Origin of the sequence: Janthinobacterium sp. DSP2-3-3 (assembly GCF_049897325.1) — a bacterium.
Classification (GTDB): domain Bacteria; phylum Pseudomonadota; class Gammaproteobacteria; order Burkholderiales; family Burkholderiaceae_D; genus Janthinobacterium.
The window spans coordinates 465,124-483,057 of record NZ_JAFCWA010000004.1 but is presented as its reverse complement, the minus strand read 5'-3'; the positions used below and the strand labels follow the sequence as shown (position 1 = coordinate 483,057).

The window sequence follows — 17,934 nt, the reverse complement described above, 5'->3', positions numbered from 1 at the left end:
ACCGCCAGCGGCGCCACTCGCGCCTCGGCAATGTTCCGCCCGCGTTGTTTGCTGAAAAATTCAGCAAACAACCACAGGCGGCTTGAAACAAGAGTGTCCGCTATTGACAGTACACCTCAGAGTGAGTCGCCCGCTAGAGCGATTAAGTACGACTGTGATATGTTTATTGCCATCCAGAACTAATGGTAATTTTATGAACACACTTTTGTTGTTACTTTCCGTGGCACTAATTGCACTAATATTTCCGAAGCTTTTTAATCCGGGGATCTTTAGGCTTGTTGTAGCCAAATCATCGGAGTCACTACAGATAAAACGAAGGCCAATACTTACAAGCCGTGAGCAACAAATGTTCGCACTCTTAACAACTGCACTGCCTGAATGCATCGTGCTAACACAAGTAGCGTTTTCCGCTCTCATCACCGCAGATGGCTGGCAATCCCGAAATCGATTCAATCGCAAGGTGATCGACTTCGTTTTATGCAGCAACCACATGAACGTCATCGCAGTAATCGAGCTTGACGACCGCAGCCACATAGGCCGCGAACAGAACGACCATGAGCGTGACACCATGCTCAAACAAGCCGGATACCATACGATTCGCTACCCGAGCATCCCTACAGCAGAAAAAATACGAAGCGATATCGAACGCCTATTAATCAACATGCACACTTTTTGATACGACTACCGTCAAACACTTTTCGCTTTGCACAGATCGACAACCAAAAAAACCTCCCAAGGCGTACCAGTGGGCAAACAGGCGGCCCGTGGGCCGGAGACTGAGCGGTTTACATTCAACCTAGATGTGCTATCGTTTACTTCGTCCAATCGGACAAATAAAAATGTCCGTTCGGACTAGCTAAGTGCGATATTAATGTCCATTTGGACTAATTGCCAATGAGAAAATACTATGGAATATCAGGAATTGATAGCAAGAGCGTTGCAAGGTAGGAAAGTGCTGCCTGTAGCGAAGGCGTGGGGGGTGCCGCAGAAGACACTGGATCGCTATGTGAATGGCGAGAGAGTGCCCGACTTCCATACGACCATAAAGATCATCGAAGAGTCGGGCGTCCCTGCAGACGAGGTAGTGCGGATCATAGCGGCCCATGAGCAGCTACGTAAAAATGGTGGGCCTCCCGTGAGTCGAACACGGCACCAACGGATTATGAGTCCGCTGCTCTAACCAAGCATGAGCTAGAGGCCCGGGGACTGCGGCGTGGCGGCGTTGTTGAAACCCGCCTCGCGCGGCCGTTTTGGAAACGGACACGCGAGGATAGGGGTATCAGGGGCGCACGTCAAGCCCTATTGGCTTCTAGTTGCCTTCCAAGAAGCTTTTCAGCTTGTCGGAGCGCGATGGATGGCGCAACTTGCGCAGCGCCTTGGCTTCGATCTGGCGGATGCGCTCGCGCGTCACGTCAAATTGCTTGCCCACTTCTTCCAGCGTATGGTCGGTGGACATCTCGATACCAAAACGCATGCGCAGTACTTTCGCTTCGCGTGGCGTCAAGGAGTCGAGCACGTCCTTGACCACGCCACGCATGGACGCGTGCAGCGCCGCGTCGGCCGGCGCCAGGGTGTTGTTGTCCTCGATGAAGTCGCCTAGATGGGAATCGTCGTCGTCGCCGATCGGCGTTTCCATCGAGATCGGTTCCTTGGCGATTTTCATGATCTTGCGGATCTTGTCCTCGGGCATTTCCATCTTGATCGCCAGGGTGGCCGGGTCGGGTTCCGCGCCCGTTTCCTGCAGTATCTGGCGGGAAATCCGGTTCATCTTGTTGATCGTCTCGATCATGTGCACGGGAATACGGATCGTGCGCGCCTGGTCGGCGATCGAGCGCGTGATGGCCTGGCGGATCCACCAGGTCGCATAGGTCGAGAACTTGTAACCGCGGCGGTACTCGAACTTGTCGACGGCCTTCATCAGGCCGATATTGCCTTCCTGGATCAGGTCTAGGAATTGCAAGCCACGGTTCGTGTATTTCTTGGCGATCGAAATGACCAGACGCAAGTTGGCCTCCGTCATTTCGCGCTTGGCCTTGCGCGCCTTCATTTCACCGGCCGCCATCTGGCGGTTGATGTTGCGCAAGTCCGGCAGCGGCAGCACGACGCGCGCCTGCAGGTCGATCAGGCGCTGCTGTAGTTCCTTGACGGTCGGAATGTTGCGGCCCAGGATGGCGCTGTAGGCGTGTCCTGCGTTGACTTCGCCATCGACCCAGTCGAGGTTTGTTTCATTGCCCGGGAAGACCTTGATGAAGTGGGCGCGCGGCATGCCGCAGCGGTTCACGGCCACGTCGAGAATCTGCTTCTCGATATGGCGCACTTCATCGACCTGACCGCGCAGGGTGTCGCACAGCTTTTCCACCACCTTGGCCGTGAAGCGGATGCCCAGCAACTCTTGCGAAATGGCTTCCTGCGCCTTGGCGTAGGGCTTGGAGTTGTAGCCGTCTTTCTCGAAAGCGCGGCGCATCTTGTCAAACTGCTGCGAAATGACGGCAAATTTTTCCAGCGCCGTACGCTTCAAAGTTTCCAGCTGCTCGGCCGAGAAACCGGCCGCGCCGGAAGCGTTCGCCTCTTCCTCTTCTTCGACTTCCTCTTCTTCCGCTTCGCCTTCTTCCTCGTCTTCTTCGACGGGAGCGGCAACGACAGGAGCGGCGGCGACCGGTTCGCTTTCATCGACGAGGCCGTCGACAATTTCGTCGATCTTGATCTCTTCGTTGGCGATGCGGTCGGCGGCGGCGATAATCTCGGCGATCGTCACGGGGCAGGCGGAAATGGCCTGAATCATGTCTTTCAAGCCATCTTCGATGCGCTTGGCAATCTCGATCTCGCCTTCGCGCGTCAGCAACTCGACCGAGCCCATCTCGCGCATATACATGCGCACGGGGTCGGTGGTGCGGCCGAAATCGGAATCGACGGTCGATAATGCGGCCTCGGCCGCTGCTTCCGCCTCGTCATCGCTGGTGACAACGGCAACGTTATCGGACAGCAACAACGTTTCGGCATCGGGCGCGTGTTCGTAGACGGCGATGCCCATATCATTGAAGGTACCGATGATGCCTTCGATGGCTTCCGGATCGACGATGTTTTCAGGCAAGTGATCGTTGATTTCCGCGTAGGTCAGGAAACCGCGCTCCTTGCCGAACTTGATCAGGGTCTTGAGTTTCTGGCGCCGGCGCTCGAGTTCTTCCTCGCTCGCTTCCGTGTCGGACGAGAAGGCGTCTTTCAGCAGCGCACGCTCCTTCGCCTTGCGATCCTTGGCCTTGGCCTTGTCGACGGCCTTCAGTTCGGCCCGCTCGACGGCGTTCAGGGCGGCGACTTCATCATTTTCTGGCTGGAACTCTTTTGGCTTGCGGCCGCGGCGGCCTGGCACTTTTACCGACGGCAAGACATAGCCGGACGTATCGATGGCTGCCAGGGTGGCAGCGTCGGTGGTCTGGCTGACCACGGGCGCGCTGGTCACACGCGCTTCTGGCCGGTCAAGCGCTTTTTCGGCTTTCGTGGTAACTTTAGTGGGCTTTACAGCCGCTTTGGATTCGGGTTTCTTGATTGGCACAGGCGCTTTCGATTACACAACGACTTGCTTTACGGTGGATTAGGATAAAGTTTGCTGCCAGTTCCCTGTCTACCTGCGGGAACCACCATCTTCGAACCTGCCGACAACGCAAATTCGACACTGTTACGTTACTTACACCTCATCGGCCACGATCCGCGGGAAGCGCAGCAATTCCTGTCCACCAGCTGTTGCCAGCCGCCTCGGCAGAAATTTCTGCATCGACCGCGTTGGGAGCGAGAGCCTGGCGCGGCTTGCCAGCGTCTGCGAGCCTTGCCCGCAACGCCGCAAACGCCAGTTGGCCCTGGCTGCCGACACGATCCACCGCGCCGATCAAGAGCCTAACTTACTGAAAACAAATACTATTTACGAAACAGAACTAGCTTGCCAAAGCACACAATACTTAGCATTTAATTATAGCACGCGAAAAATGTTTTTCCAGTGCGTGCCATACCCCCAGAGCAAGCTTAGCGATTCACCAACTCGGCATCGCGTTCGCGCTCCAACTCGCCTTGCTCCTGCATGATTTCGCGGTAGCGTACACCAATTTTCTCGGATGGCAAACCCGACGCAAACAATTGCTGCAATTCCGCCTTCAAGGCATTCAATTTGATCTCGCGGATGGTGCTGACCAGCCATGACAATTCACTGTCGTAATCGGACTCCGTGCCGGCCGCGATCTCGCCGATGATCTCGTCGTATTCGCTGCCCAGCTCCTTCAATTGCTGCGCCAGCGCAGCAAAACTGCCATGCTCGCCCAGCGCCTGACCCACGGCTACCAGCTGTCCCAGGCTATGGGCCGCGTCCGGTCCCAGCTGCTGGAAAGCGGTCAGAGCAGCCTCGTCGATACGCATGCTCAGGGGCGGATGCGCCACCAGCATGCGCATGATCTTCAATTCCAGACCCACGGGCACGGGACGGCCCGATTTCGGCGGCGCGCGACGCGCTACGGCAACGGGCTTGGCCAGCTCGAACAGGGCTTCGATCTCGGCCGGCGTGGACTGCGTCAGCTGCGCCAGTCCCCTCACGATCTGCAAGCGCAAGGACGACGGCGCCATCAGCTGCAGCAGGGGCTTGGCGTCGAACTGCGCGCGGGCACGCCCCTCCGGCTCGGACAAATCATGCTCACCCGACACTTCTTTCAGCAAAAATTGCGACAGCGGCATGGCTTCATGCACTTGCTGCTCAAAACCTTCGGTGCCGAATTCGCGGATATAGCTGTCCGGATCGTGTTCCGACGGCAAGAACAGGAATTTGATGGTTTTATTGTCCGACACGTGGGCCAGGCTCGCTTCCAGCGCGCGGCGGGCGGCGCGGCGACCAGCCTTGTCGCCGTCGAAGCTGAAAATCACGTTATCGGTCTGGCGCAGCAGTTTTTGCACATGGGTGGGTGTGCATGCCGTGCCCAGGGTCGCTACCGCCTGCGGGAAACCCATTTGCGCCAGCGCCACCACGTCCATGTAACCTTCCGTCACCAGCACATAGCCGGCGTCGCGGATGGCCTGGCGCGCCTCGAACAGCCCATATAGTTCGAAGCCCTTGGAAAACAAGGGGGTTTCCGGCGAGTTCAGGTATTTCGGCTCACCATGGTCGAGCACGCGGCCGCCAAAGGCGATGACCTGCCCCTTGGTATTGCGGATCGGAAACATGATGCGCTCGCGGAAACGGTCATAGCGCTTGCGGTTGTTGCCTTCTTCATCGACCTTGTCGATTACCAGGCCAGCCTCGGCCAGGGCCACCACATCGTAGTCAGGGAAGACGGAGCGCAGATTATCCCAGCCGCCCGGTGCGAAACCCATGCCGAAGCGAGCGGCCACTTCGCCCGTCAAGCCCCGGTTCTTCAGGTAGGCGATGGCTTCCGGCGCGTGGCGCAATTGCCCCCGGTAATAATCGCAGGCCTGCGTCATGGCGTCAGACAAGGCCATGCTTTGCGCCTGGATCTGTGCGCGCTGGGCCGGCGGGATCTTGTCGTCCGCTTCCGGCACCACCATGCCCACGTTCTGCGCCAAGTCCTTGACGGCATCGACAAAGCCCATGCCCGAGTACTCGATCAGGAAGCCGATCGAGGTGCCATGCGCGCCACAGCCGAAGCAGTGATAGAACTGCTTGGTGGGGCTGACGGTAAAGCTGGGCGATTTTTCACTGTGGAACGGGCACAGGCCCATGAAATTGGCGCCACCTTTTTTCAGTTGCACATAGCGGCCCACGACATCGACGATATCGACGCGGTTGAGCAAATCGGAAATGAAGGATTGAGGTATCACTGGCTAGGGCGGGTCTTGTTATAGGTCAGACTATACTACCGCACGTGGCCTGAGGTTGAGCCAAGTCAACGTGTGGGCGATTGAGCGGCTGCCAGCGCGGTGACTGGCAGCCTTTGCTACTATTGAATGCTTACGCTGCCGGCGTCAAGGCTTTCTTGACCAGGGCGGACACCACGGTCATGTCGGCGCGGCCCGCCAGCTTCGGCTTGACGATAGCCATGACCTTGCCCATGTCTTGCGGACCGGCGGCGCCCGAGGCGGCCACGGCGGCAGCCACTTCGGCCGCCACTTCTTCGTCCGACAGGCCGGCAGGCATGTAGCCCGCCAGGTGCACCAGTTCGGCTTTTTCAATGTCGGCCAGGTCGGCACGGCCACCGGCTTCGAACTGGGTGATCGAATCCTTGCGCTGCTTGATCATCTTTTCCACGATGGCCGTCACGTGGGCATCCGTCAATTCGATGCGCTCGTCGACTTCCTTGCGCTTGATTTCGGCCAGCAACAGGCGAATCGTGCCCAGCTTGCCCGCTTCCTTGGCGCGCATGGCGTTTTTCATGTCTTCGGTAATTTGTTTTTTCAAGCTCATGGCAATCCTCGTGTTGGTAAGTGGGGTTCGATGCTCGTGTACGCGAACTAAGCAGGCGGCCACAAAAGCGAAAACCCGCTGCGGCGAACCGGAGCGGGTATGCGACTCATCTGAAGTATCACTCCAGGCGAATCAAAACAAAACCCGTGGCGAACAATGCGCCGAACTACCCGGGTTGGTTCTGACTGAACAGTCTTAGAATAATTTTTTCGGCAGTTGTTGGCTGCGGATGCGTTTGTAATGACGCTTTACAGCAGCTGCCAGCTTGCGCTTGCGCTCAGCTGTTGGCTTTTCGTAGAATTCGCGTGCGCGCAATTCGGTCAGCAGACCCGTTTTTTCGATGGTGCGTTTGAAGCGACGCATTGCGACTTCGAACGGCTCGTTTTCTTTAAGGCGAATAGTGGTCATGTAAAATTCAAACCGTTGAGGTGGTGTATAGGAAGAGATAGATGGTAGCAGCTTTTATTCGAAAAGGGAAGACCCTCCCCACTTGCGTGCGGCATGCAGCCTGCGGTCGCTGCCGGAATGTGGCGTAAACCACGCACCGGGGTCGGCGCACCGGGCGCCAGAACCCCATCCTACAGACTTGCTTACTGCAAGGCAATACCTGCCGCCACGCCGGAAGCCCAGGCCCACTGGAAGTTGTAGCCGCCCAGCCAGCCCGTCACGTCGACCGCTTCGCCGATGAAGTACAGACCCGGCACTTTATTGGCCATCATGGTCTGCTGCGACAGCTCGCGCGTATCGATGCCGCCGCGCGTCACTTCCGCCTTGCGGTAGCCTTCGGAGCCGTTCGGCACGATGGACCAGGCATTGATGGCCAGCCCCAGCTTGCGCAGCTGGGCGTCAGGCATGTCGGCGATGCGCGCGTCCGGCGCCAGGCCGTTGACGGCCAGCAGGCAGTCGGCCAGGCGCTCCGGCAGCCATTGCGCGACGATATTGCCCAGCTGCTTCTTCAAGGTGCCCTTGCCTTCAATCAAGGTTTGCGCCACGTCCACTTCCGGCAACAGATTGATGACGATGGGCGTGCCCGGCAGCCAGTAGCTGGAAATCTGCAGGATCGCCGGGCCCGACAGGCCGCGGTGCGTAAACAGCAAATCTTCGCGGAAACGCGCGCCTGTTGCCTTGCGGCCTTTCAGGCTGCCCGTTTCCACATCCACCTCCAGCGCGATGCCGGACAGTTCCGCGAATGGCGCCCAGCTGGCCGCATCGAACGTCAGCGGCACCAGGGCCGGACGCGGCTCGACCATCATCAAATCGAATTGTTTGGCGATGCGGTAGGCAAAATCCGTGGCGCCGATCTTCGGGATCGACAAGCCGCCCGTGGCGATGACGATGCTGGCCGTCTCGATGTCGCCGCTGTCCGTCTGCAGCACGAAGCCGCCATCATCTTGCTGGACAACATTGTCGATCTTGCACGGCATACGCCAATGCACGCCGCCAGCGGCGCACTCGTCCTTGAGCATGTCGATGATCAGCTCGGCCGATTCGTTGCAAAACAGCTGGCCCTTGTGCTTCTCGTGGTAGCCGATCCTATATTTCTTCACCAGCGCAAGAAAATCCTGCGGCGTGTAGCGCGACAGCGCGCTCTTGCAGAAGTGCGGGTTTTCCGAAAGGAAATTTTGCGGGGTGGCGTTAATATTGGTGAAATTACACCGTCCGCCACCCGAGATGCGGATCTTTTCGGCCAGCTTGGCCGCGTGATCGATCAACACCACGCGCTTGCCTTGCTGGGCGGCAACAGCCGCACACATCATGCCGGCCGCGCCCGCGCCGATCACTGCCACATCAAATTGTTTTGCCATAAGAATTCCGGTCACCGCTGATTACAAAGACGCCATTGTAAACTGCGGCGACGCGGCTAGCGCGGCCGTGCTGCAATCTGCCGCGATGCCATCAGGCATTGCTCCACCTGCTCGGCGATCGACGGCGGCACGGGCACCTCGCCGCGCAGCACGGCAGCGATCCATTCAGCAGTGGTGGCCGCATCGCGCTCGGCCGGCAAATGCGGCAACTGCGACAAACCCGCCACCAGCGCCTGCTTTTCCACCAGCACAGTGCGCTCAGCGCCATGGAACCAGTCGATCTGCTGCGCCTTGTTGGCGTTGGCCACCGTCTCGCCTTCCGTGCCGCGCATCAGGAAAGCGTCGCCGCGCGCGGGATCAGAGGCAGTCAGGAAATACTCACCGAGCATTTCCAGATATTCCGGATGCGTGTACGACACAAGGCGCAGGGCGGGCCCGGCGAACGGCTGCATGATTTTCACCAAGGTATGCGTGGAATTGCGCACGCCCAACACGCGCCGCAGCGACAGCATGTGTGCCAGGCGCGGCGCCAGTGACGCTATGGGCAGGAAGGCCGCTTCCCCGCGCTCCATGGCGGCCTCGGCTTGCGCATGGTCCGGCGACGCCGGCACGCCCAGCGCGGCCAGCACTTCGGCCGTGGTGATGCGGCCCGGGTCGCTGGTGACGCCATGCACGAGCACGGGCGCGCCCGCGCGCGCCAGCAGCAGCGCCAGCAAGGCCGTCAGATTGGCCATCTTGCGCGCGCCGTTGTAGCTGGGAATGATAATCGGAGCAAATTCACCGGCCGGCGCGGCCAGCGGGACAAACGACGCTTCGGCCGCGTCGAGGAAGCCGGCGATCTCGTCCACGGACTCGCCCTTGATGCGCATGGATAACAAAATGCCGCCCAGTTCCAGGTCCGACACGCGGCCCTCGAGCATGGCGCGGTACAGGGCACGAGCGTCGTCGCGCGTCATGCTGCGCGCGCCGTTCTTGCCGCGTCCTATTTCTTTGATGAAACGTGCAGCGGGAAATGGCTCACCGGCCACATCGGTATGGGGGATGGAAACAGTCGTCATGGCGCCAGCTTACACGGATTTTTCCCCGTGCAGACGGGCTGATGGACGGCATAGGTGCCAATGCAACAGTCTCTCAACATATTTCTTTGATGAATGTGCAGCACGACTGCATCCAAACGCGCCGCCACTCCGTATAAGACTGCACAGGAGAACTCATCATGGAATATGCGATCAAACAGGAAAGCGCCTTCGTCGGCATCGAAACGAGCAAGCTGCGGCTGAAAGCCGTGCTGCTCTCGGGCGGCGAAGTACTGTGCAAGGTGCTGGAAAACGACGTTGCCGGCTACCGCTGGCTGCGCAGCTGGCTGCAAAGGAACGACATCACCATCATGGGCTTGCGCGTCTGCTTGCGCCTGGACGCACCACACAGCGAGGTCGCAGCCCGCGTGCTGGCCGAGATGGGCATGCTGGTCTGCGATGCCCAGCCCACGCAGCTGCAAGAATATATCCGCGACCAGGGCTTGCCCGAGGATGCGGCACGCAGCGCCGTGGTGCTGGCCCATTATTGCGCGGCGGCACGCCCTGAGCCCTGGACGCCGCCCTCGCCCGCCTACGTGGAACTACGGCTGTGGCTGCGCCGCCTGTACACCGTGCAACAGCTGCGCAAGCAAGAAGTGGCGCGCCTGGAGAGCCACTTTCATGCGGGCCAGATTGCGCTACATCAATTACTGCGCCAGCAAATTGCCTGCCTCGATGCGCAGATACGCCAGCACGAAATGGCCATCCTCGAGCATGTGCGGCGCCATCCCGGCCTGCCACGACCGCCTGAGCTGGCCGGCACCTACCAGCGCATCGCCCGCTACACCTTTGGCGCCAGCCTGGCCGGCGGCCATTGAGCGCACACATTGCGCGCACAAACCAGGGGGCCCGGCGGCGTACCGGCCCTGCCATAAAACAACTCATGCATTCCCGTTTTGGCCCCATCCCCGCCGCCAGGCCGCATTTCCGCTACACTATTGCCTCTTAAAGAACGCAATAGCGAAAGCCGAGCCAGAATCATGAATACGCCAGACATCGAAAATATCAACGTCACCTCCTTCGCGCCCATGCCAACACCGGCCGAACTGCACGCCAAGCTGCCGCTGTCGGAGAGCGCCTTCGACACCGTCAGCCGCGGCCGCGAAGCGCTGCGCAACATCATCGACCGCAAGGACCAGCGCCTGTTCGTCGTCGTCGGTCCGTGCTCCATCCACGACCCCGTTGCCGGCCTCGATTACGCGCGCCGCCTGAAGGCGCTGCAAGAAGAAGTCAAGGATACGATGCTGCTGGTGATGCGCGTGTATTTCGAAAAGCCGCGTACCACCACGGGCTGGAAGGGGTACATCAACGACCCGTACATGGACGATTCCTTCAAGGTCAACGAAGGCATGGAAAAGGCGCGCCAGTTCCTGCTCGACGTGTGCGAACTGGGCCTGCCCACCGCCACTGAAGCGCTGGACCCGATCTCGCCACAGTACCTGGGCGACCTGATCGCCTGGACGGCCATCGGCGCGCGCACCACCGAATCGCAGACGCACCGCGAAATGTCGTCCGGCCTGTCGACGCCGGTGGGCTTCAAGAACGGCACCGATGGCGACATCAGCATTGCGGTGAACGCGATCTTGTCGTCGGCGCACCCGCACTCCTTCCTGGGCATTAACGCCGAAGGTAATGTCGCCATCGTGCGCACGCGCGGCAACGCGTATGGCCACGTGGTGCTGCGCGGCGGCGACGGACGCCCGAACTACGATTCGGTCTCGATCGCCATCGCCGAACAGGCGCTGGCCAAGGCCAAGCTGCCCGCCAACCTGGTGGTCGACTGCTCGCACGCGAACAGCTATAAAAAGCCGGAACTGCAGCCGCTGGTGATGGCCGACGTGGTCAACCAGATCCGCCAGGGCAACGGCTCGCTGGTGGGCGTGATGATCGAATCGAACATCGTCGGTGGCAACCAGAAGATACCGCAAGACCTGTCGCAACTGACCTACGGCTGCTCCGTCACCGACGGCTGCATCGACTGGGACACGACGGCCACCATGCTGCGCGACGCGCATGCGCATTTATTGAACCGCCCGGCATAAGCCTCTCGCGGAGACGAAAAACGGCGCCCTGTGCGCCGTTTTTGCTTTTCCCTTCATTACGCCATCAGCACATGCGGCAGCACGGCGAACGATCCCGCCAGCGCCTGTTCGGCCTTGCTGGCCGGGATATTGAGTTCATTGACGTCCAGGTAGATGCGCCCGTCCATGATGCGCACGGCGTACAGGCGCGCCATGCCCTGCACGGGTGCCACCAGGCGGCCCGAATCGAGCTCGATGATCCAGCTATTCTTCGGCCCCATCAAGTTTTTCTGCATCAGCACCCCATGCGCCAGCGGGCCGCCCAGGCAAGGCACCGTGTCGAGCAGCGCGTACACCGTGTCATCCAACGCGCGGAACAGCGCCACGCCCGGCAAGTCCTGCCACGCCAGTCCCCGCGGCACCATGCGCGCGCCCGCCAGCGGCATATCCTTCAGGCGGCAAATCATTTTCCATTGTTCTGGCATCGCAAGCTCCTTGAAAAAGGCACACGCTTGCCTAAGCAAGAGCGGTGCCAGTGCCGGCACAGGCGTAAGAAGGGCCTAATACAAAGCAAAATGCCGTTGCGGCGCACTGCGCAAGTGCACACTGCCGCCGAAATGGTGCGCCGGCCGCACGGTGGACTGCCCGGCTTTCCTTTACAATGGCGGATTACTCCTCCCTATTTAGCACCTTCATGATTGTTCTTGGCGTCGAATCCTCCTGTGACGAAACCGGCCTGGCCTTGTACGACACGCAACGCGGCCTGCTGTCGCACGCCCTCTATTCGCAAGTGGCCATGCACGAGCAATATGGCGGCGTGGTGCCGGAACTGGCGTCGCGCGACCATATCCGCCGCGCCATCCCGCTGCTGGAAGAGACGCTGGCCAAGGCCGGCATCACCCTGTCCGAAATCGACGCCATCGCCTACACGCAAGGTCCGGGCCTCGCCGGCGCGCTGTTGGTGGGTTCTTCCGTCGCCTGCAGCCTGGGCCTGGCCATCAACAAGCCGGTGCTGGGCATCCACCACCTGGAAGGCCATCTGCTGTCGCCACTGCTGGCGTCGGAGCCGCCGGAGTTCCCCTTCATCGCCCTGCTGGTGTCGGGCGGCCATACGCAGTTGATGCGCGTCGATGGCGTGGGACAGTACACGATGCTGGGCGAAACGCTCGATGATGCGGCCGGCGAGGCGTTCGACAAGTCGGCCAAGCTGCTGGGCCTCGGTTATCCGGGCGGCCCCGCCATTTCGCGCCTGGCCGAATTCGGCGACCCGCTGGCGTATAAGCTGCCACGCCCGATGCTGCATTCGAAGGATTTCAATTTCAGTTTCTCTGGGCTGAAGACGGCCGTGCTGACGGTGGTGAAGAACCATGAAGAAAAAGTCATCGCCAACATCTGCGAACAGGACAAGGCGAATATCGCGCGCGGCTTCGTCGACGCCATCGTCGACGTGCTGACGGCCAAATGCGTGGCGGCCCTCAAGCACACGGGCTTGAAGCGCCTGGTGATCGCCGGCGGCGTGGGCGCCAACGCGCAACTGCGTGCCTCGCTCAACGCGGCGGCCGCCAAGAAGCGTTTCAAGGTGTATTACCCGGAGCTGGAATTCTGTACCGATAACGGCGCCATGATCGCCTTTGCCGGCGCCATGCGCCTGCAAATCAACCCGAACGCTGCCAAGCACGATTATTCGTTCAATGTGCGCCCGCGCTGGCCGCTGGACGAAATCCGCGACATCTGATCGCCGCGACTCACTCCAGCAGGAAGTTGCGCGCGCCCGCCAGGGCCGCGCCTTGCGCCACCGTTTCATCCTTCAATGCCACGCCCGACAGCTGCCGGGTAAATGCCTGCGACAGCAAATAATGCAGCCGGTACGCCGCCGGCGCATACGCCAGGCCTTCGGGGCGCACATTCGAGATGCAGTTGCGGCGCTCGTCCAGCAGCCCCACCCTGGGCGCCCATGTCAGATACAGGCCAAGGCTGTCCGGGGAACTCAAACCTGGCCGCTCGCCGATCAGCACCAGCACAGCTTTCGCTTGCAGCAATTGCCCCACCTCGTCGCCGATAGCCACCCGCCCCTGCGCCACGATATGCAGCGGCGACAGCGTCCATGCTTCCAGCGCCAGCCGTTCGCGCAAGGCAGCCAGGAACGGCGCCGCGTGGCGCTGCACGGCCAGCGCCGACAGGCCGTCAGCCGCCACCAGCGCCAGGTCCACTCCCGTCGCACCGGCCTCCAGGCGCGCGCGCGAAGCGTCGTCGAGCCGGCGCCCCCGGTCGGGACGTTGCAGATATTCGGCGCGCGTGGCGGCGGCGCTGTGCAGCTGCACGCTGGCTTGCCCTTGCGCGGCCAATACGCGTGCCAGGGCCTCGCCATCGAGCGCCAGGTGCACCGCGTCGCGCGCCTGCGCGTGGGCCAGCTGGAACGCCAACTGCCCACTGGTCGGCACGCTGACACCGCGGCGTCCCAGCGCGATGCGCGCCGACGTATGCGCGCGCAGGGTTTGCCACGACCTGGTTTCGTCCATGCGTTCTCCCTAGGCGTCCAGGCGTAGCAGGGCGGCCTGGAAGGCCGGTGCCAGCGCCGTGCGAAAGCGACCCTGCGCATCCGTGATCTGCATGCGCGCCAGCCAGGCCTCGAATTCGGGCGCAGGACGCAGGCCAAGCACGCGGCGCGCATACAGGGCGTCGTGGAACGAGGTGCTCTGGTAGCCCAGCATGATGTCGTCCGCGCCCGGCACGCCCATGATGAAATTGCAGCCGGCCACGCCCAGCATAGTCAGCAAGGCATCCATGTCGTCCTGGTCCGCTTCCGCATGGTTGGTGTAGCACACGTCGCAGCCCATGGGCAATCCCAGCAGCTTGGCGCAGAAATGGTCTTCCAACCCCGCGCGCATGATCTGCTTGCCGTCGTACAGGTATTCGGGGCCAATGAAACCCACCACCGAATTGACCAGCAGCGGTTGATACGCGCGCGCCACCGCATACGCGCGCGCCTCGCACGTTTGCTGGTCCATGCCGTGGTGCGCGCCGGCCGACAGGGCGCTGCCCTGCCCCGTCTCGAAATACATGACATGGTTGCCCACCGTGCCGCGCCCCAGCGACAGGGCCGCCGCCTGCCCCTCGGCCAGTAACGACAAGTCGATGCCAAAGCTGCGGTTGGCCGCCTGCGTGCCCGCCACCGACTGGAATACCAGGTCGACGGGCGCGCCGCGGCGTATCGCTTCGAGGGTATTGGTGATGTGCGTGAGCACGCAAGACTGGGTGGGTATTTGATACTGGTCAATGACAGCGTCGAGCAGTTGCAGCAGCGAGACCACCTGCGCCACATTGTCAGTGGCGGGATTGATGCCGATCACGGCGTCGCCGCTGCCCAGCATCAGCCCATCGAGGATGGAGGCGGCGATGCCGGTGGCGTCGTCCGTCGGGTGGTTCGGCTGCAGCCGCGTGGACAAACGGCTCTCCAAGCCCAGGGTATTGCGGAAAGACGTGACCACACGGCACTTGCGGGCCACCAGCGCCAGGTCCTGCAAGCGCATCAGTTTCGAGACGCCCGCCGCCATTTCCGGCGTGATGCCGGCGGCGACGCGCGCCAGCGTTTGCGTATCCGCCGCGTCATCGAGCAGCCAGTCGCGGAAATCGCCCACGCACAGGTGAGAGATCGGTGCGAAGGCGGCGCGCTCGTGGCTATCGATGATCAGGCGCGTGACTTCGTCGTCTTCGTACGGCACCAGCGCCTCGTTGAGGAACAGCGACAGCGGCACGTCCGCCAGCGCCAGCTGCGCCGCCACCCGTTCCCGCGCGCTGGCGGCCGCCACGCCGGCCAGCACATCGCCCGAACGGGGCGGCGTAGCCTTCGCCAGCAGCTCTTTCAGGCTGGCGAAAGCATAGGTATGGCTGTCTATCGTATGGCTGAAGCGGGGCATAGATTGTGCTCCAAAGCATCTCCAATGCCCCATTCTACGCCAGGCTACAGGCTGCGCAGCGCGCCTTCCAGCTGCGGATGGCGGAAAGCAAATCCCTCGGCAAGCAAGCGGCGCGGGACGACCCTTTGGCCTTCCACCAGCAAGTCCGCTTGCTCGCCCAGCAAGGCGCGCATGACGAAGGCCGGGGTGGGCATGAAGCTGGGACGGTGCAGCACCGCGCCCGCCACCTGGGCGAAGCGGCGCTGCTCGATGGCTTCCGGCGCGCAGAAGTTGTATGCGCCGCTGACTGCCTGTTCTTCGCTGCGGCGCGCCAAATGGGCGATGCCGCGGATGACGTCGCGCACATGCACCCACGTGACCCACTGCTTGCCGCTGCCCAGCGGGCCGCCCACACCGAAGCGTATCGGCAAGAGCATCTGCGGCAGCGAACCTTGGTGGCCAAACACGAGGCCAAAGCGCATGCAGCCCACTTGCACGCCATAGCACTCCGCCTGGCGCGCGGCCGCTTCCCATTCCTGGCACAGCTGCGACATGAAGATGGCTTGCGGCGCGCTGTCTTCAGCCAATTCAGTCGCGTCGCCCTGCGGCTGCACGCCGTAATAGCCGATGGCCGACGCCGACAGCAGCACGCGCGGCTTGTGCTGCGCGCGGGCGATCCACGCCACCAGTTCCTGCGTCAGCGCGACGCGGCTGCGGCGCAGGGCGGCCTTGCGCGCGTCCGTCCAGCGATGCCCGACGATGCGCGCGCCGGCCAGGTTGACCACCATGTCGATGTGCTGCGCAGCCGACAATTCGTCCAGCGCCGCGATGCAGCGCACCTGGCCGTCGAACGTCCATGCGGCCTGCTTGGGCTGGCGCGTCAGCACCGTCACCGCGTGGCCGTCGGCCAGCAAGGCGGCCACCAGTTGCTGGCCGATGAAACCCGTGGCACCCGTCACCAGCACGGTTTGCGGCGTGGCGGCAAAGCTCAGGTGCTCCTCTTGCTCGGCCTTCTCCTGCACCTTGCGCCGGCCGAGTTGCCACACGGCGTACGCGTCGCGCAGGCCGGACAGGCCCACGCCCACGCCGCACAGGGCGAGGAAGACGCTGAGCCAGCCATACGGCTGCCACACGAGGGCCGTCGGCAGGTTCGCCCACTCGCTGCTGTTCAGGGCCAGCAGCGCGATGAAGGCGCCCGCGTTGATCGCCAGCACCGTGTGCGTGACCCGCTCGGTGGCGGGCAAGAGGCGGGTCTGGTCTTCCACCACGAAATCCCACAGGGTCAGCACGATTTCCACGCCAAACACGATGACCAGCACCCAGGCCCAGGCGCCATGCCATTCCCAGGCGGCCAGGCCGACGAACAGCAGGCTGTAGATCAGCGCACGCGTGGCATGGATGGTCAGCTCTAACCGCGCCGAGGCCTTTTGCGGCAACGCCTCCGTGATTTCATGGTGGTAGATGGTGTCGAAGGCGCCCAGGCAGCCTTGCGCCGCCATCAGTTGCAGGGCCAACAAATGCGTATTCATGGTTTGTCCTTGTGAAGGGCAGGCGCCGCGCTTTCGCGGAACACGCCGACCTGGGTGAACGTGGTGCCGAATAGGGCGTGGCGGATCTCGATGCGGATATTGAACTGCTGCGGCGTGTCGTTGCGGTGGCACAGATAGGTCTTGCCGGGAGTGAGCACGCCCGGCAGCGGCAGGCGCCAGCCGAAAAGATCCCAAAAATAGCCGTCGCTGGTGAAGTGCAGGTTGCCATCCTCGACGTGCAGCACCAGCTTCATGCCCAGGCCCATGCCGACGTATTCGAGCACTTCGCCCTGCGCGCTTTCCGCCATGTAGGAGGTGAAGCGGATCGGTGCGCGCCCGTGCAGGCGGTAGGTACGCTGCTTGAAGATGAAGGGGCAGCCAGGGCGCGAATAGACTTCGATATCCACGGGAAAATCCGCGTCGTCATACGGGATCAGGGCGCCATCGATGAAAGGGCGCGTCAGCCAACCCAGTACCTTGCCCAGGCGCGAACTGGTGAGTTCACTGAGTTCACCCCGGTAGTACAGGGGCTGGCCAAGCGCGGGATTTTTCTCGAAGCGGCGGCGGATGTCCGCGTGCAGGGTGAGCCACTGCTCCCCCATCACCTTCTTGAACAACTCGCCTTCGGACGGGCCGCTCATGATTTTCCGCGCTTGCCTGGTTTTTCTTCCGGGCTGAGGAACTTGGCCACCTTGCCGCCCATGGAGAGCATGCGCTGCAGGGTCGCCGGCGGCAGGTTTTTATAGTCGCTGTAGGTGCTGCTGAGCATTTCCAGGAAGGCCAGCACTTCGCCCATGCGCGCCAGCGTTTCCGGTGAAATTGCCGCATCGTGCTCGCCCTCGATCGCGCATTCGCGCAGCACTGTCAGGGTGGGGTCGATCTCGCGCCGCTTGCGCTCTTCCATAATGACCCGGAAGATTTCCCACACATCCTGCAAGGCGACGAAGTGGTCGCGCCGGTCCCCCATCACGTGCGTGATGCGCGCCAAGCCCCAGCTTTGCAATTCCTTCAGGCTGTTGCTGACATTCGAGCGGGCCACGTTCAGGCTGGCCGCGATGTCTTCCGCCGTCAGCGGTGCATTTGCCAGGAATAGCAGCGCGTGGATCTGCGCCACCGTGCGGTTGACGCCCCAGCGGGTGCCCATTTCCCCCCAATGGAGAATGTACTTTTGCGTGGTCGGACTCAGTTCCATGATTTTCTCTAATTTCTGTCA

The 17,934-nt window shown here is 61.7% G+C and carries 17 protein-coding genes and 1 tRNA gene; 5 read left to right on the top strand and 13 right to left on the bottom strand.

What is annotated here, in order from left to right:
• A partial coding sequence (locus ACP7DE_RS11225; protein ID WP_426072167.1) for a hypothetical protein occupies positions 1-183 on the top strand: 183 nt, incomplete at its 5' end.
• A 10-nt stretch (positions 184-193) separates the two neighbouring features.
• Complete coding sequence (locus ACP7DE_RS11220; RefSeq protein WP_426072166.1) at positions 194-676, top strand: DUF2726 domain-containing protein; 483 nt, start codon at positions 194-196, stop codon at positions 674-676.
• Between the two features lie 446 nt (positions 677-1,122).
• Here ACP7DE_RS11220 and ACP7DE_RS11215 read toward each other — a convergent pair.
• From ACP7DE_RS11215 to ybiB, 7 genes are all read right to left on the bottom strand, one after another.
• Positions 1,123-1,201, bottom strand: a tRNA-Ile gene (locus tag ACP7DE_RS11215).
• A 108-nt stretch (positions 1,202-1,309) separates the two neighbouring features.
• The gene (gene rpoD, locus ACP7DE_RS11210; protein WP_426072165.1) at positions 1,310-3,550 is read right to left on the bottom strand and encodes an RNA polymerase sigma factor RpoD; all 2,241 of its coding nucleotides are present in this window, start codon (positions 3,548-3,550) and stop codon (positions 1,310-1,312) included.
• 464 nt (positions 3,551-4,014) lie between these two features.
• Complete coding sequence (dnaG, locus tag ACP7DE_RS11205) at positions 4,015-5,811, bottom strand: DNA primase (RefSeq protein ID WP_426072164.1); 1,797 nt, start codon at positions 5,809-5,811, stop codon at positions 4,015-4,017.
• Between the two features lie 130 nt (positions 5,812-5,941).
• Positions 5,942-6,394, bottom strand: coding sequence for a GatB/YqeY domain-containing protein (locus ACP7DE_RS11200; RefSeq protein ID WP_426072163.1), 453 nt, complete (start codon positions 6,392-6,394; stop codon positions 5,942-5,944).
• 195 nt (positions 6,395-6,589) lie between these two features.
• On the bottom strand, positions 6,590-6,802 hold the full coding sequence (gene rpsU, locus ACP7DE_RS11195) for a 30S ribosomal protein S21 (protein ID WP_008451879.1): 213 nt from the start codon (positions 6,800-6,802) through the stop codon (positions 6,590-6,592).
• A gap of 182 nt (positions 6,803-6,984) precedes the next feature.
• A complete protein-coding gene (locus ACP7DE_RS11190) occupies positions 6,985-8,199 on the bottom strand; it encodes an NAD(P)/FAD-dependent oxidoreductase (protein ID WP_426072162.1) in 1,215 nt (404 codons plus the stop codon).
• A gap of 56 nt (positions 8,200-8,255) precedes the next feature.
• The gene (gene ybiB / locus ACP7DE_RS11185; protein ID WP_426072161.1) at positions 8,256-9,257 is read right to left on the bottom strand and encodes a DNA-binding protein YbiB; all 1,002 of its coding nucleotides are present in this window, start codon (positions 9,255-9,257) and stop codon (positions 8,256-8,258) included.
• Positions 9,258-9,415: 158 nt separating this feature from the next.
• Between ybiB and ACP7DE_RS11180 the strand changes: the two genes are divergently transcribed.
• Together ACP7DE_RS11180 and ACP7DE_RS11175 are read left to right on the top strand one after the other, a co-directional pair.
• On the top strand, positions 9,416-10,093 hold the full coding sequence (locus ACP7DE_RS11180; protein ID WP_426072160.1) for a hypothetical protein: 678 nt from the start codon (positions 9,416-9,418) through the stop codon (positions 10,091-10,093).
• Positions 10,094-10,255: 162 nt separating this feature from the next.
• Positions 10,256-11,317 (top strand): 3-deoxy-7-phosphoheptulonate synthase, encoded by a 1,062-nt coding sequence (locus ACP7DE_RS11175; protein ID WP_426072159.1) that lies wholly within the window; start codon positions 10,256-10,258, stop codon positions 11,315-11,317.
• Positions 11,318-11,373: 56 nt separating this feature from the next.
• Here ACP7DE_RS11175 and ACP7DE_RS11170 read toward each other — a convergent pair whose 3' ends face one another.
• Positions 11,374-11,781, bottom strand: a complete 408-nt coding sequence (locus ACP7DE_RS11170; protein ID WP_426072158.1) for a hypothetical protein — start codon at positions 11,779-11,781, stop codon at positions 11,374-11,376.
• Between the two features lie 209 nt (positions 11,782-11,990).
• On the opposite strand from ACP7DE_RS11170, the gene tsaD reads away from it, so the two are divergent.
• A complete protein-coding gene (tsaD, locus tag ACP7DE_RS11165) occupies positions 11,991-13,031 on the top strand; it encodes a tRNA (adenosine(37)-N6)-threonylcarbamoyltransferase complex transferase subunit TsaD (RefSeq protein ID WP_426072157.1) in 1,041 nt (346 codons plus the stop codon).
• Positions 13,032-13,041: 10 nt separating this feature from the next.
• Here the strand turns inward: tsaD and eutC are convergent, their stop codons facing one another.
• The 5 genes from eutC to ACP7DE_RS11140 are packed head-to-tail and all read right to left on the bottom strand — an operon-like array spanning position 13,042 to position 17,913.
• Complete coding sequence (eutC, locus tag ACP7DE_RS11160) at positions 13,042-13,815, bottom strand: ethanolamine ammonia-lyase subunit EutC (RefSeq protein WP_426072156.1); 774 nt, start codon at positions 13,813-13,815, stop codon at positions 13,042-13,044.
• Positions 13,816-13,824: 9 nt separating this feature from the next.
• A complete protein-coding gene (locus ACP7DE_RS11155) occupies positions 13,825-15,213 on the bottom strand; it encodes an ethanolamine ammonia-lyase subunit EutB (RefSeq protein WP_426072155.1) in 1,389 nt (462 codons plus the stop codon).
• Positions 15,214-15,257: 44 nt separating this feature from the next.
• Positions 15,258-16,721 carry a TIGR01777 family oxidoreductase gene (locus tag ACP7DE_RS11150; RefSeq protein WP_426072154.1) on the bottom strand — a complete coding sequence of 488 codons (1,464 nt, stop codon included), beginning with the start codon at positions 16,719-16,721 and terminating at the stop codon, positions 15,258-15,260.
• Positions 16,718-17,362 carry a DUF4166 domain-containing protein gene (locus tag ACP7DE_RS11145; protein WP_426072153.1) on the bottom strand — a complete coding sequence of 215 codons (645 nt, stop codon included), beginning with the start codon at positions 17,360-17,362 and terminating at the stop codon, positions 16,718-16,720. Before ACP7DE_RS11145 ends, ACP7DE_RS11150 begins: the two co-directional genes overlap by 4 nt.
• Positions 17,359-17,913: a GbsR/MarR family transcriptional regulator gene (locus ACP7DE_RS11140; protein WP_426072152.1), complete on the bottom strand. Its 555-nt coding sequence runs from the start codon at positions 17,911-17,913 to the stop codon at positions 17,359-17,361. The genes ACP7DE_RS11145 and ACP7DE_RS11140 overlap by 4 nt, the downstream gene beginning before the upstream one ends.
• Between the last annotated feature and the right edge of the window lie 21 nt (positions 17,914-17,934).